14 protein-coding genes are annotated in these 12,635 nt (G+C 56.1%); 6 read left to right on the top strand and 8 right to left on the bottom strand.

Annotated features, from left to right (window positions below; genetic code table 11):
• Positions 1-26: 26 nt before the first annotated feature.
• From ACHEXK_RS10195 to ACHEXK_RS10210, 4 genes are read right to left on the bottom strand one after another with little or no spacing between them, the layout of a single operon-like run.
• Complete coding sequence (locus tag ACHEXK_RS10195) at positions 27-437, bottom strand: DUF6511 domain-containing protein (RefSeq protein ID WP_416545831.1); 411 nt, start codon at positions 435-437, stop codon at positions 27-29.
• Between the two features lie 24 nt (positions 438-461).
• Complete coding sequence (locus tag ACHEXK_RS10200) at positions 462-1,178, bottom strand: hypothetical protein (protein WP_416545833.1); 717 nt, start codon at positions 1,176-1,178, stop codon at positions 462-464.
• A gap of 57 nt (positions 1,179-1,235) precedes the next feature.
• Positions 1,236-1,721, bottom strand: coding sequence for a hypothetical protein (locus tag ACHEXK_RS10205; protein ID WP_416545834.1), 486 nt, complete (start codon positions 1,719-1,721; stop codon positions 1,236-1,238).
• On the bottom strand, positions 1,718-2,002 hold the full coding sequence (locus tag ACHEXK_RS10210; RefSeq protein WP_416545836.1) for a helix-turn-helix transcriptional regulator: 285 nt from the start codon (positions 2,000-2,002) through the stop codon (positions 1,718-1,720). Before ACHEXK_RS10210 ends, ACHEXK_RS10205 begins: the two co-directional genes overlap by 4 nt.
• Before the next feature lie 202 nt (positions 2,003-2,204).
• Here ACHEXK_RS10210 and ACHEXK_RS10215 point away from each other — a divergent pair, with 202 nt between their 5' ends.
• Positions 2,205-2,540 (top strand): helix-turn-helix transcriptional regulator, encoded by a 336-nt coding sequence (locus tag ACHEXK_RS10215; RefSeq protein WP_416545838.1) that lies wholly within the window; start codon positions 2,205-2,207, stop codon positions 2,538-2,540.
• A 216-nt stretch (positions 2,541-2,756) separates the two neighbouring features.
• Complete coding sequence (locus tag ACHEXK_RS10220; RefSeq protein WP_416545840.1) at positions 2,757-4,337, top strand: Fic family protein; 1,581 nt, start codon at positions 2,757-2,759, stop codon at positions 4,335-4,337.
• A 145-nt stretch (positions 4,338-4,482) separates the two neighbouring features.
• Here ACHEXK_RS10220 and ACHEXK_RS10225 read toward each other — a convergent pair whose 3' ends face one another.
• Positions 4,483-5,415, bottom strand: coding sequence for a hypothetical protein (locus ACHEXK_RS10225; RefSeq protein WP_416545842.1), 933 nt, complete (start codon positions 5,413-5,415; stop codon positions 4,483-4,485).
• Between the two features lie 40 nt (positions 5,416-5,455).
• The gene (locus tag ACHEXK_RS10230; RefSeq protein ID WP_416545844.1) at positions 5,456-6,697 is read right to left on the bottom strand and encodes a hypothetical protein; all 1,242 of its coding nucleotides are present in this window, start codon (positions 6,695-6,697) and stop codon (positions 5,456-5,458) included.
• Between the two features lie 290 nt (positions 6,698-6,987).
• Between ACHEXK_RS10230 and ACHEXK_RS10235 the strand changes: the two genes are divergently transcribed.
• The 4 genes from ACHEXK_RS10235 to ACHEXK_RS10250 are packed head-to-tail and all read left to right on the top strand — an operon-like array spanning position 6,988 to position 9,477.
• The gene (locus ACHEXK_RS10235) at positions 6,988-7,218 is read left to right on the top strand and encodes a hypothetical protein (protein WP_416545846.1); all 231 of its coding nucleotides are present in this window, start codon (positions 6,988-6,990) and stop codon (positions 7,216-7,218) included.
• On the top strand, positions 7,215-7,685 hold the full coding sequence (locus tag ACHEXK_RS10240; RefSeq protein ID WP_416545848.1) for a DUF2924 domain-containing protein: 471 nt from the start codon (positions 7,215-7,217) through the stop codon (positions 7,683-7,685). Before ACHEXK_RS10235 ends, ACHEXK_RS10240 begins: the two co-directional genes overlap by 4 nt.
• Complete coding sequence (locus ACHEXK_RS10245; RefSeq protein ID WP_416545850.1) at positions 7,682-9,031, top strand: recombinase family protein; 1,350 nt, start codon at positions 7,682-7,684, stop codon at positions 9,029-9,031. Before ACHEXK_RS10240 ends, ACHEXK_RS10245 begins: the two co-directional genes overlap by 4 nt.
• Positions 9,028-9,477: a hypothetical protein gene (locus ACHEXK_RS10250; RefSeq protein ID WP_416545852.1), complete on the top strand. Its 450-nt coding sequence runs from the start codon at positions 9,028-9,030 to the stop codon at positions 9,475-9,477. Before ACHEXK_RS10245 ends, ACHEXK_RS10250 begins: the two co-directional genes overlap by 4 nt.
• A 207-nt stretch (positions 9,478-9,684) precedes the next feature.
• On the opposite strand, the gene ACHEXK_RS10255 is transcribed toward ACHEXK_RS10250, so the two are convergent.
• Both ACHEXK_RS10255 and ACHEXK_RS10260 read right to left on the bottom strand, forming a co-directional pair.
• Positions 9,685-10,365, bottom strand: a complete 681-nt coding sequence (locus ACHEXK_RS10255) for a UvrD-helicase domain-containing protein (protein WP_416545854.1) — start codon at positions 10,363-10,365, stop codon at positions 9,685-9,687.
• Positions 10,366-10,412: 47 nt separating this feature from the next.
• Positions 10,413-12,497, bottom strand: a complete 2,085-nt coding sequence (locus ACHEXK_RS10260) for an ATP-dependent nuclease (protein ID WP_416545856.1) — start codon at positions 12,495-12,497, stop codon at positions 10,413-10,415.
• Positions 12,498-12,635: the final 138 nt, after the last annotated feature.

The raw sequence follows: 12,635 nt of genomic DNA on the forward strand, positions 1-12,635 counted from the left end.
TCAGGACAATCGACTCAAAGTCATATCTATGGCGATTGATCCAGTTGCATGCGAACAGGTGGGTACTTGCTGCGCTCGTGTTCTTGGACCATGGCCTCGACATAGGTCGTGACCACGGCATTGATCAGCCGCAGGGCCTCTTGCTGGGTGTAGCTCGACAGTGGTCGGTCCATACCGATTTCACCGGCGGCCTCACCCAGTGGCTTGAGGCATTGCTGCATGGCAGCCAGTTCGGCTTCCGATGGATCAATCACGCCAGCTCCCGTCGGCAAAGTGCCCTCGCGCTCGAGTGCCCGCACACCGGCTGCGTACAGCCGGTGGAAACAGGCCTGACAGCGCAGTGAGCAAAAGATCCAGTCGATGGGGTACCGCTTGGGGTGCCCCACCTTGAAGCGCAGATCCACATGACCGAAGCCTTTGGCCTGACGGGAACACACCCAGCATTTCATGCACGGCCGCCATCACTGCGCCCATGCAGGCCGAGTCTGCGCATTGCCTGGACGAGGGGTGTAGCTGGCCCCTGACTGGGGGGTTGGTGCGGCTGATGCAGGAGAGGCCATCGCTGGGGTCCCACCAGAGCCCCCGCCCGTGCCACCATCTCGTTGCAACTTGGCCTGCATCAGATCGGCATATTCCTTGTGATCGGGCTCGATCACAAGTCGGATGATGTTGCGGTACTCGCCCTGGCCATCCTTTTCAATGCCGATCCGGGCTGCGAATTCGGCACCGTCGAGATCACCGAAGCTGCGGATCTGGCGAGCACGCTGCGCCTCTGGGGAGCCGTCATCGGGATGGATGTTCCGCGAACTGTTGAGCACAGCCTTGATGAAGCTGCGCCCCATCTGTGCCCAGGTCGGGCCCTTGTTGGAGTGCAGACCGACATTGCTCCAAATCTTGCGCTTGGCAAACGGGCCGGTGAGCAGCACGAACTCGCAGGACAGGAACACGGCACCAGTTTCATCCGAGGCAGTGGCATAGCCGCCCGTCCAGCCCCGGCTGGCGTCGTCATAGCCGCCGGGTTTGATGGCCATGCGCACCAGAGCTTGAGCGCCCTTGGGGATCAAGTTGAACTCGCCTTGCTGGGCATCGGCGTCATTGAAGTCGCACCAAGCGCCCGGTGCGCCGTTGGACGAGGATTGGCCATAGGTTGCGGCCTGGTTGTAGCTGTCGTGGTTCATTGAAGGTTTTCCTGTTGTGTGGGGGTTGTGTTCTGGTTTGTCCGAAGGGCCGTCCGCTCAAAGCTGAACTTCGCCGACCCAGCGAATCTGGAAGGTGGGTTCGGTGATCAGTTCTTTGCGGGCTGGCTGAAAGGCCGCGCGCAGCAGTGGGTGCCAACGGGCGTAGTCCTGCTCGCTCACCGAGAACTGGACTTGCATGAAGTCCTGCACCCGGTCACCGGCCACCACCATCCGCTCAGCGATCTGGGACAGGTGCTGCTGGTCCCAGACGATTTCTTTGGGCTGAGAGACATCGATCTGCAGGTCACCGTCATCGATGCGGAACCTGGCCGCCTCCTCCTGGCCAAGGCATTCGGCATGGCGGATCTGGTCGGCGTAGCGGATTTCCATGGCCCGGTTGATCCGGCCGCGCATCTGCACCGTCCAGTCATTAAGCTGCTGCACCGCGTTGCTGAAATGGGCCAACTGGTCTTTGGGCAGACGGCTGATTTGGCTCACGGAGAGGTCAGGCAGCGCAGCTTGCTGCAATTGCAGGTGGTTCATGCCGCACCTGCCTTCCCGGGGATGCGCTTGGACGTCGAGACATGCTGGACGCAGTTCTCGAAGGCGATCACGGCGTTAAGGGGGTAACTCACCCGTTTGCCGAGCTTGAGATAGGTTGGCCCTGTGCCAGTCATACGCCAGCGCTGCAGGGTTTTAGGGCTCATGGCCCATCGGGAGGCCAGGTCAGCCTCGGTCAGCACCAGCTGCTTGGGCATGGTGGATTCAGGGGAAGTAGCGCTCAGGAAAACTGGCGCCTCGATTGCTGGTGTTGCAAGCAGCATTGGTAACTCCTTTCGAAGAGTTGGGGGACAACGCTGCTATTTCAGGAAATCAATGGGGAACTGATAAGGAACTGATTAAGGAACTTTGGCGATATCTCCAGTTCCTTAATCCCAGCCTGGACTCCCTCACACCAAGAAAATCACATTAATCACTAATATATGCACCACTATGCTTCATAAGCCACTTTAAAACACCGTTTATATGAAAACCTCATCCCCTGCGCCTTTGCCCGTCGTGCGCAGCCTCAATCGCCTTGGGCAGGCGATCTCGCTTGCACGTCGCCGCAGGCACCTGACGCAGCAGGATCTGGCTGAACGCATTGGCACGTCCAGCCACACCGTGCGCCGCATGGAAGCGGGCCACCCCGGAACTGCACTGGTTCATTTTGCAAGAGCCATGCAGGTGTTCGGTGAACTTGGCAAGCTCGATCAGTTACTCGACACCTCTCAGGACACCATCGGCCTGACTCTGATGGACGAGAAATTGCCCCAGCGTGTACGCAAGCCCCGAAAAACACCGGAATCGGGCGCGTTTTGATGGCAACCCAATCCATTCTGCCAAGCCAGCAGCGGCGGCGAAACGATGCATAGAAGTGACGCCCATACCCCGGACTGCCCCCTCTGGCAAGGAGAGAATTTGAACCAAATAGCAAAGTAATTTTTAAGACAATAACAAAGTATTTTTCAATGAAATAGCAAAGTAAATTTCAGATCAATGGTAAAGTAACTTTCGCTGAAATACCAAAGTAAATTTATGAACACATCACGTGGCAAGTCCAAGGGCAATCCGACGCTCGTAGCTGCACTGAAAACCCTCAAGCGGCTTCAGGAAAAGCACGACGGCGTTGTTGAAGCCTCGGACCTCAAGGACGACGAACAGCGCGTCCTGTTGGTCGAAACAGGATTTTTAAAGCCCGTGATGAAGGGGTGGTACATCTGCAGCAGCCCCAGCGACAACGATGCAGACACCACAGCGTGGTATGCATCTTTTTGGGCCTTCGTTTCAGGCTACCTGGGCAAGCGCTTTGGCAAGCGGTACTGCTTGAATCCTGAGACATCACTGATGCTCCACACGGGCAACACCACCGTACCCAGACAAGTCACATGCGTCACGATCGACAGCGGTACAGCCAAGGTGGATTTACCCTTCGACACCTCACTGCTTGTCTATCCAGAAAAAAACCGGGTTCCCAGTGCACGCGTAGCAGTCCGTGGCCTGCAAGTCTGGCCCGTTGCTGAGGCTTTGTGCCTGGTCGGACCTTCGTTCTTCGTGAACAACCCACGTGAGGCCGAGATCGCTCTGGCCACCATTCGTCATGCCTCCGAATTGCTGCCGACGCTGCTGGCTGGCGACAAGATGGTGACGGCAGCAGGCAGGTTGGCAGCTGCATTCAACTTTGTCAAACGCCCTGACGAGGCCGAGCACATCCAGAAGGCTTTCGCCAAGCTCAGGATCACGCTCAAACTGGTCAACCCCTTTGAATTGGCGGAGCCCACCATTACGCCGAGCAAGGAGCGTTCCCCCTATGTGCTGCGCCTGCGATCGATGTGGGCCGGATGGCGCCAGGATGTGATCAAAGTCTTCCCTCCCGCACCAGGCATCAAGAAACAGGGCGCCGACTATCTGGCACAGGTCGACGAGCGCTACGTCTCTGACGCCTACAACTCTCTGTCCATCGAAGGCTATCGCGTCACTGACGAGCTGATCGAGCGCGTGGCCAGCGGCGACTGGAATCCAGATGGCGACCCAGAACACAACAGAACCAGAGACGCGTTGGCAGCAAGGGGCTATTACCAGGCCTTCCAGGCAGTCAAGGAAAGCATTGGCAAGGTACTGGCGAAGGACAACGCCGGTCTTGTAGTCAAGCGAGATCACCACGAGTGGTATGCCGAACTGTTCGGCGCATCTGTGACTGCAGGCATCGTCGAAGCCGGTCAGCTCACTGGTTATCGACGTGGTCCGATTTTTATCCGCAACTCGATGCACACACCGCTGCCCAGTGATGCCTTGCTGGATTCACTGGAAACGCTGTGGGACTTGCTCGAAGCAGAACCTGAGGCCAGCGTTCGCGCCGTGCTTGGGCACCACCTCTTCGTCTTCATACATCCGTACTTCGATGGCAACGGCCGCGTCGGTCGCTTCCTGATGAACACACTGCTGGCATCTGGCGGTTACCCATGGACTGTGATTAGGATGAGCCGCCGAGATGTCTACATGAAGGCACTGGAAGCAGCGAGTGTCAAAGGCCAAATCACGCCATTGGCCGAGTTCATCGCTCAAGAGATGAATGAATGGTCGCCAAAGCGAGAGGACAAGAACAGCTCCAAGGGATGACGTATTCCAGAGATGGTGAAGCCATCACGACGGCTATTCGCTTCACATCCTCTGTGCACGCCTGGGTCATCCAACATAAAAATTCTTATCTAACATCGTCAATGTTAGATGTTTGATTTTTTGTTAGATTCCAATCCCCAAGGGATCACATCCCCGCCCAGTCCAGCCGATACAGACCCAGTCTGCGTTGTCGCTTGACCAACTGTTCATAGGCTTGCAAAGGTCCCTCGTACACCGGGTCACCCCGGTTTGCGGCCTTCACTTTGAACACATCCATGGGCTTTTCGCTGTCAAGCCCTGCAGCACGCATGATGAATTCCGATGATTGGGCCCGGCCACGGTGCTCCCACAGGGCGGTAAACACCCGGGTCTGTGCATCGGTCAAGTGAATGGGGCCATGTGGCCACCCCTGAAGATGCACCCAAGCGAAGTCTTCACTGAACGGCCCATGGACAGCCACGCTTGGAGTGTTGTCTTGCATGTCGTCGGCTTTTTCACCTTGGTCCGGGTCGAGCAGGCGCATTGCTAGGCCATGCAAGGCAAACCGGTCTTCAAGTTGCCACCAAGTAGCCGTTCCTGCCAGCGGCTCCAGTGGTGACCGCACCAAAGGCCGTGGCGTAATCACCCAGCTTTGACTGCGTGGCTCAGGCCCATGAAAAATCCGCAGCCCGTGGCGCTCCACCAGATCGATGCGGCGAGCCAGCACCACCGGCCGCTTCTTGTACCGCCCAATGTCCCACACCCCATCGACGATCAGAGTGGTGGTTGCGTGCGGTGAAATATCCAGCGCACCGCGTAGCTTCCGGATCAACCATTCGTCGTCCAGTCTCCAAATGCGCTGACTGGCCGTATCCAGTGCAAACGGCCCACAGTCCGGGCACTGCACCATGAGCCCTTCATCACTCCTGAAGATCGGACCACGGTACATGCCGCAGAAAGCACAGACGGCATCGCGGCTGTTGACCACACCAGGCACAACCGCCTTCGCCTGCTTGAGAAGCTCCAGCGCTGCCATTTCCTCATCATGCAGGCTGCTCTCAAAGGATGCACTGCCCCGCACGAACATCAAAGCGGCCAAGCTGACGGCTTGCTGATTGGGTGTCGCCTCCATTCACACCTCACTCAAACAAGCTGGTTGCCACGGCCTGGGGCTGTTCCTGCTCCCGGTCGGGTTTGAGCACCTGCTGCGCCCTCAAGATACCCAGCTGAACCAAATAGCCCTCGAGTTGGGCGCGCAGCTTCTCATCGAACTTGTGCAGGTTCAATCGTCCCTTGCTGGTGATCTCCACACTGACCACCTGACAGCGGCTCTTGCCCTGCATCGGCGCCAGGTAGAAGTTCAGCACGGCAGCCTGGATAGTCCAACCGCGTGCGAGCGGATTCTCTGCGCCGAAGTAGTCGTGCAGGAGGTCTGTCACGCAGCGCTGATCGCTGGCGGCACTGGCTGTGCACTCCATCTTGAGCTGCCCGCAACCGCTGACCACGGTCACGCTCTTGACCTGCAAGCCAACGAATCCGTCATCGATGGCCTGTGGGATGTTCAGCCCCAAGCGCAGCGTGGACAGGTTCAGGCGTGGCGTCTGGATCCGCTGGGCATCGGCATCCACACCAAGCAAGTGCCTGGCAAACGCCTCACACAGCATGGCGTGGTACTTGGCCCCTCCACGGATGATGGTGCGAGCCACACCAGTGGCTTGGGCGTACTCGAGCACCATGTGGATGTTTGGGCTGCCCACGCGCCGCTGCAACTGGCTGCCCTCAAACTCCAGCTTGGCCGTGGCCAGGTCCTTGGCATGGATGGAGATCAGCTGCGTGCCGCGCGCCCGGTCCAGTACATTGACCACACACACCTCGCCGCACCCCAGCTCCCGCTGGTAGAAGCCTTTGATGGCGTCACCGAATGCTGCGATCGACACCTCGTCACGCTTGATGGTCCGCTTGAGGCCGAGGTCATGCTGTTGGGCTTGCTGGCCGTGGTGGTCCAGGTATTCGATTTCCGCTGCCGCCTCGAACAGTGCCGGGTGATGGACGTACAGCCAGAAGGCCCGGTGCATGTCACTCTTGCAGGCAATGAGGCCCACCAGTTCGGCCGGGCGGTCATGGGCGGCTTGGAACATGGCCTGTTTGCCCAGCGGGTGGGCCAGCAGCGTGCAGGCATGCAGCCCCGCCACGATGCGGTCACGCATGGCCACCACGGGATGCGCCTGAATCAACCCGATCAGGCGTCTTGAAGTCTGGACCGTGTCGCTCCATGCCCAGCCCTCGGGCATGGGCAAAGCATGGCGCTCAATGAAGGTTTTGAGGGTGTCGTCGACAGGCAGGCTCAGCAAGATGTCGGCGTAGGTTTGGTTTCGGCTCACGAATATCTCCTTGTTGTTTTTCGTTGGGCAATGAGGCGTCTGAACCCCTGGTCCTTCGTCCTGGGGCTTATGTTGGTTTTCGCTGGATTGCTGGATAAATATACAGCTTTTCAGAAATCTGTCAAAACCGTCGCTCCGGGCCGCATGGTTGCTGGGAGGTTTCAGAAAAAGCCAGGATTCATGCGGGTTTGTGCTCTCAAGCGCGTTGATGGGCCTCTAAAACAACGACTCGAATTTGGGTGTTTTGGCTACGATTTCCGAGGTCAGATTTGATCAATCAAAGCACCTCGATGAACCACTTTCAAACCCCAGTCCAAGGCAACCCGGCCGAGAAAAGTGGGTACCTCTCCCTCTCGCAAATCGCGCACCTGATCGCACAGGCGGTCGTCGACCAACACCAAGAACTCGCACAGGCGCACAGCAGTTGGGTATATGCCACTGATCAAGACAAGTTTCTCGACTTCCATGCCCACCAGAGCGTCAATGCAAACCCGTCTATCCATCTGGAATCACAGCCTTGAAAACCACTGCACCATCAACCCATGCGAGCATTCGTGCGGGCCAAATATCTGAACAAATCGCAGAACTCTCGACTCAAAAAATGTCCGAGCTATGGACACTATGGGACCGGTATTTCCCACACCGGCCATCACACCCGAACCGAAAATTCATTGAGTCGAGGCTTGCCTACAAATTGCAAGAAATAGCCTATGGTGCCATGCCAGAAACAACCCGCGCCATGCTGGCCGACTACGGCGAGAGACTTTCCGCCATCAAATCTGGCTCAGCCCCCACGCATGCAGTCCTGCCAGGTACCACTTTGCTCCGTGACTTTGCGGGTGAACAATACAGGGTCATGGTCCTGCCGAATGGGCTTTATGAGTTCGATGGCAAAAATTACAAGAGCTTGTCAGCGATTGCCAAACTGATCACCGGCACCCAATGGTCGGGACCAGCTTTCTTCGGGTTGAAAGGTAAGAAGGCATGAACGCTGTGATTGAACAGGCAACCGTGAAGCGGTGCGCCGTGTACTGCCGCGTCTCTTCGGATGAACGCCTGGATCAAACCTTCAACTCAATCGATGCACAACGCGAAGCAGGTGCTGCATTCATTGCCAGCCAACGCGCAGAGGGTTGGACTCGGGTGGACGACCACTACGAGGATCCAGGGTTTTCTGGCGGCAACATGGAGCGCCCCGGTCTCAAGCGTCTGATGCGAGACATCCAAAACGGCAAGATCGACATCGTGGTGGTCTACAAGATCGACCGCCTCTCACGATCATTGGCAGACTTTGCCAAGATGGTCGAAGTATTTGATCAGCACAAGGTCAGCTTCAGCTCCGTTACGCAGCAAATCAATTCGGCCACGTCGATGGGCAGGCTGATGCTCAACGTTCTGCTGTCCTTTGCCCAATTTGAACGCGAGGTCACCGGGGAACGCATCCGCGACAAGATTGCCGCATCAAAGCGCAAAGGCTTGTGGATGGGTGGCCCAGTGCCACTTGGCTATCGGGTGGAATCTCGACAACTGGTGGTGGTATCAGAAGAAGCGCAACTGGTTCGCCAGATTTTCGAATCCTTCATCTCATCGCGGTCGACCACCAAGATGGTCAAACAGCTTGCCGAACAAGGGGCCAAAAGCAAAAACGGGAAGTCTCTGAGTAAGCAAACCCTTTACAAGATCCTCCACAACCGGATGTACTTAGGTGAGCTTGGCCACAAAGGTGAATATTTCCAGGGACAACATGAGGCGCTGATCGATAAACCGACATGGGAACAGGTGCAAGCCATCATGGCCGAGAGCAGTCGCGATCGTGCCAGCGAAACGTGGAGACAAAAATGCCAATACGGCTTTTTGCTGCGCGGCATGGTCTTCACGGAAGACGGAGATCTCTATCTGCCAACGGCCACGCGCAAGCCCAGTGGAAATGTGTATCGCTACTACGTGGTCAATAAAAATCAGAATATGGGTGCGGGTACTGTGGCGTATAGCAACCTGCCAGCCGGTCAAATGGAGAAAGCGGTGATGGAGCAGGTTCTGGAAATCCTGCGATCTGGCCAGATGGTGTATCAATTCTGGAAACAGATCACCGCCATCAACCCCGAACTCACCGAGCCGGAGGCTATGGTGCTGTTCTTCAAAAACACTGCCACGATTTGGAACAAATTGGCCACACAAGCCAAGCAAGACATTGTTCGAACGCTGATCAAGAGAGTCACCGTTAGCCCGGACGGCATCGACCTGCAGTGGCGCTACGAGGCCTGGGGTGCTCTCATGGGCACTCCGCCCCGAAACACTGTCGGCAGCGAACTAATCGAGCTGGAAGAGGCATGAACTATTTCTATTTGACCGGAACGCCAGTCACGACGTCTGACCGTGACAAGCAAATCAGCACCTTCATTCCGTTGAAGTTCGCCAAACGATCAGGACGCAGCGTTGTTACTACGGTGGAGGACGCAATGAAAGTGACCGCAACTCATGAGCCCCTGCCTGATACGACCTTGATGAATGCACTCGCGAAAGCGTTCCACTGGCAACGCTTGCTCGATCGAGGCATCGTTCACAGTGGTACCGAAATTGCACAAAAAGAGAACATGGACCTGGCGACGGTCAACGAGATCCTGCGGCTAACGTTGCTCGATCCGGAAATCGTTGAAGGAATTCTTCGAGGTCGCCAGCCAGAGGGATTGACAATGAATTGGCTGAACACAAACCCCATTCCATGGGAGTGGAAAAAGCAACGTGACAAGATTCAGAATATTGCACGTAACCCTGCCTAGCCCGTCCCACCATCGAATCAGAATAAATAGAACGGCCGTTATGCAGCGGTTGCTGCCGTTGCCTGCAACAATGCGAGCGGGTGGTCCAGGCCAGTTTTCGGTCACTGAGGCCTGGAAGCTACGTGGCTCGAACGACTGCATTGGAGTGCCCTACGGTCAGCTTCGATTCCCGGAGGCTGCAATCCTTCTTTCACCCAAAAAGTAGCCTCACTTCACCACTTTAAGTTCTTCGACGTTGGCGATCTCTTCGATTGGGTACTGCGCCAGCTCATACTCGCTTCGATAGATGGTTTGCCAGTGATCTCCGAAAAGCCCAACAAGAGGACCAGCTGCGGGCTTCAGAAAGTTGTCCGTTATCGACTCCATGAACTGGCGATGCGTGTCCTGGTACTCATCGATGAAAAGCACTGGGAACTGCTGGCCTAAGATGCGCCTGAATTTCTCTTGGTATAGGAGCCTCGCCATTAGCTCCGGGATGTCGTCGTGGCTAAGGGTTATCTTATCTGCATCGATCCCGAAAAAACCGAAGTCATAATCCACCGGCTTTGTACCGACGCCGCCGGCTTGCTCGATCTTCTCCTTTCGCTCCTCCATCTCCGCTAGGCTGTCTCTCAGAGCTTTTTGAAACTGGCGTAAAAAGGCCCAGGAGAACCCATGGATGGTGTCGACCAGGATTGCGGGATGATCCTCAATTTCCTGTGCGATCTCGTTTCGTGCCACCTCGGTGAAGGTGATGCAGGCAACTTTTTGCCCGGATTGAACGAGCGCAGATCCGCGCTCCGTGATCAGCCGTTTTAGCGCCGCAACCAAAGAGTATGTTTTTCCTGCACCTGCACCGGCCTCGAGCCTAAAGCTGCGGCCCGCGTCAAGGGCTTCGTCGATCTTCATCTGCGCCTGTTGCGCTGCCTCAAGCGCTGGATTTTTAACCTGGCCTGTCATACGACCACTGGGGCGTTCTGCACTTCTTGGACTTGTGCCGGCTGTGGCGGTGGCTCGGACAGCCACACGAGGCCTTCCTCAATGTATCGCGGCACCTTCCACTCCTTTTCGCGAATCGCGAACCGCAAAGCAGTATCTGCTTTCGCAAGCCCCTTTGCGATGTCCCATGCTTCGGTGGCCTCGTCTTGCTCCTTAGGCCATTCGAACCGATCGGGGTTAGCGATGACGAGCGCATCTTCATAGCTTCGGGCGCAGGTGGCTGCTTTGGGGTCCTCTGGAATTTGATAAGCGATTCGACGGCAGCCACTAATCTTTTCATTTGCAGATTTGCCAAGCAACTGAGCCGGCGAGATCTGCCAACCGTCCCCATCTTCGGTGTTGGGTGGGCGGAACCAATCCTTGATTGCAGCGTTTGATGTGCGCTGACCTTCAGCGACGGGGCACTTCTCCCAGGTAGTGATCATTTTGCCCTTCTTGTTCTCCTTCTCAATTGGCTTGGTGGAATCCAAATCCGTGACAACCAGCGTCTTGAGCTCAAGGAAGTCGAGCAAGGGGTAAAAAATATGAGAGTACGCTCCACCGACCTCAACGCAGGTGACGTACTGCCTGGCCAACTTGTTTTTGTCGTCTAGTAACTCGTCCACGAGACCGCATAGCCGTGGCATCAGAAGTCGCTCAGTCGTCCCCTCTACCATTATTGCCTTGTCTGCAAAGTAGAGGTCACATTTGGTCAATGTCATGTACTGATGGAGGAAGTCCTGGTCACCAGGGGATATGCTTGCCATCCCTTTCTTGAAATCCTTGACCTTCGTTTGTCTCATATTCGGCGTCGCAGGCAACTCGTTCAAGAAATACCGTACAGCCTCAAATGAGGCGGCATTCGCCACGTGCGGTGAGTGTGTTGTGATCACGAACTGCACTTTCCACGCAGGCTCTTCCGGATAGGTGTCAGAGAGCTTCTTGATTGCGATGTTCAGTTGGTTGATGAACACTTCTTGCATCTGAGGATGCAGGTGAGCTTCTGGCTCTTCGATAAAGATCAAGTGCGTGACAGGGCGGGTTGGCTTTGCGCGATAGATCTTGTGGTAACTCTCCAACTGCAAGAGCATATAAATGAGGTTTCGCGTCCCTAGCCCGTTGTAGCCCTCGGGAAGATGAACCCCGTCTGCGCCCGCGTACACCACCCTCGTGTGGTCCGAAAGAAGCGCTTCAACGTTGAGCGATGTTTCTGGTCTTAACTCAGTATCATTAAGACTTGGGAAGCCCAAAACCTCCATGGTCGGAAGTAACTTCTTCAGCATTGCGTCAAAGTCCCCTTGAACGTCGCGTTCGATCTCTTCCACAGAATTCTTCAGCTTCGCTGCCAGTTCTTGATCGGCGGCAGCGGCTGTTGGGGCCTTGGCTGTCTTGAAAAGCGTACTCAGCAATTTTCCGATTACGTCAGCGTCACCTTGGCTAGCGTGATCGAGGGTGCGTTGTGCTCGGACGAAATTGCATTGAACGAGGGCCGAGAGTGCAGAGATGCCTTCGAACTCACGCCGATTGGTTTGATCCGTCGGATCGATGGCGCTGACGTGTATGGAATATGCCTTGGGTATCGTGTCACGCAATGACCTCAGGAAATGGGTGTTTTGCTCTACGCCCTCCGCGGGCGCAGCGACGTCGAGCAGGGTGTGGAGTGTTGCCAAGGTCGGCTTGTATTCCACGCACACCAGCGCCCTAGTGGAGGCGACATCCAAGTCGATTACAAATGGAGCAAGAGGGCCCAGATTCGGCTCGGTGGTCTCATATGCGAATGTCAGGGTGAGGACGATCGTCGGAAACGCCGCGAGCACATCTTCTGGTTTGGCTCCGCTCTCCCTCAGCGTTCTCGCTTTAAAGAATTTTGCCCGTGCTGCAGCGGAGAAGTCTTCTAGCCGGAAGCGCGCTCCGCTTTGGCCGATGAAACGATCAAAGACATCGGTGAGGGAGGTCTTGCCACTGTTGTTCCGGCCGACTATCACCGTTGAATTTGGCTCTAGCATGATCTCGACATCCTGAAGCAGGCGAAAACCTTCGACCTTGATCTTCTCAATCCGCATTAGAACCTCCGAAATATGTATCAATCCTTAAGTGGAGCATACCGGGAATCGTCAATCCCAGCCAAATTGGAGAAGGCACCGGCAATCAGCATTCGGGTTGCGTCTGCCGCAATCCAGGCGACCACACTTGATGGTCGC

The sequence above is a fragment of the Limnohabitans sp. DCL3 genome (assembly GCF_048019295.1).
In the GTDB taxonomy this organism is placed as follows: domain Bacteria; phylum Pseudomonadota; class Gammaproteobacteria; order Burkholderiales; family Burkholderiaceae_C; genus Limnohabitans_A.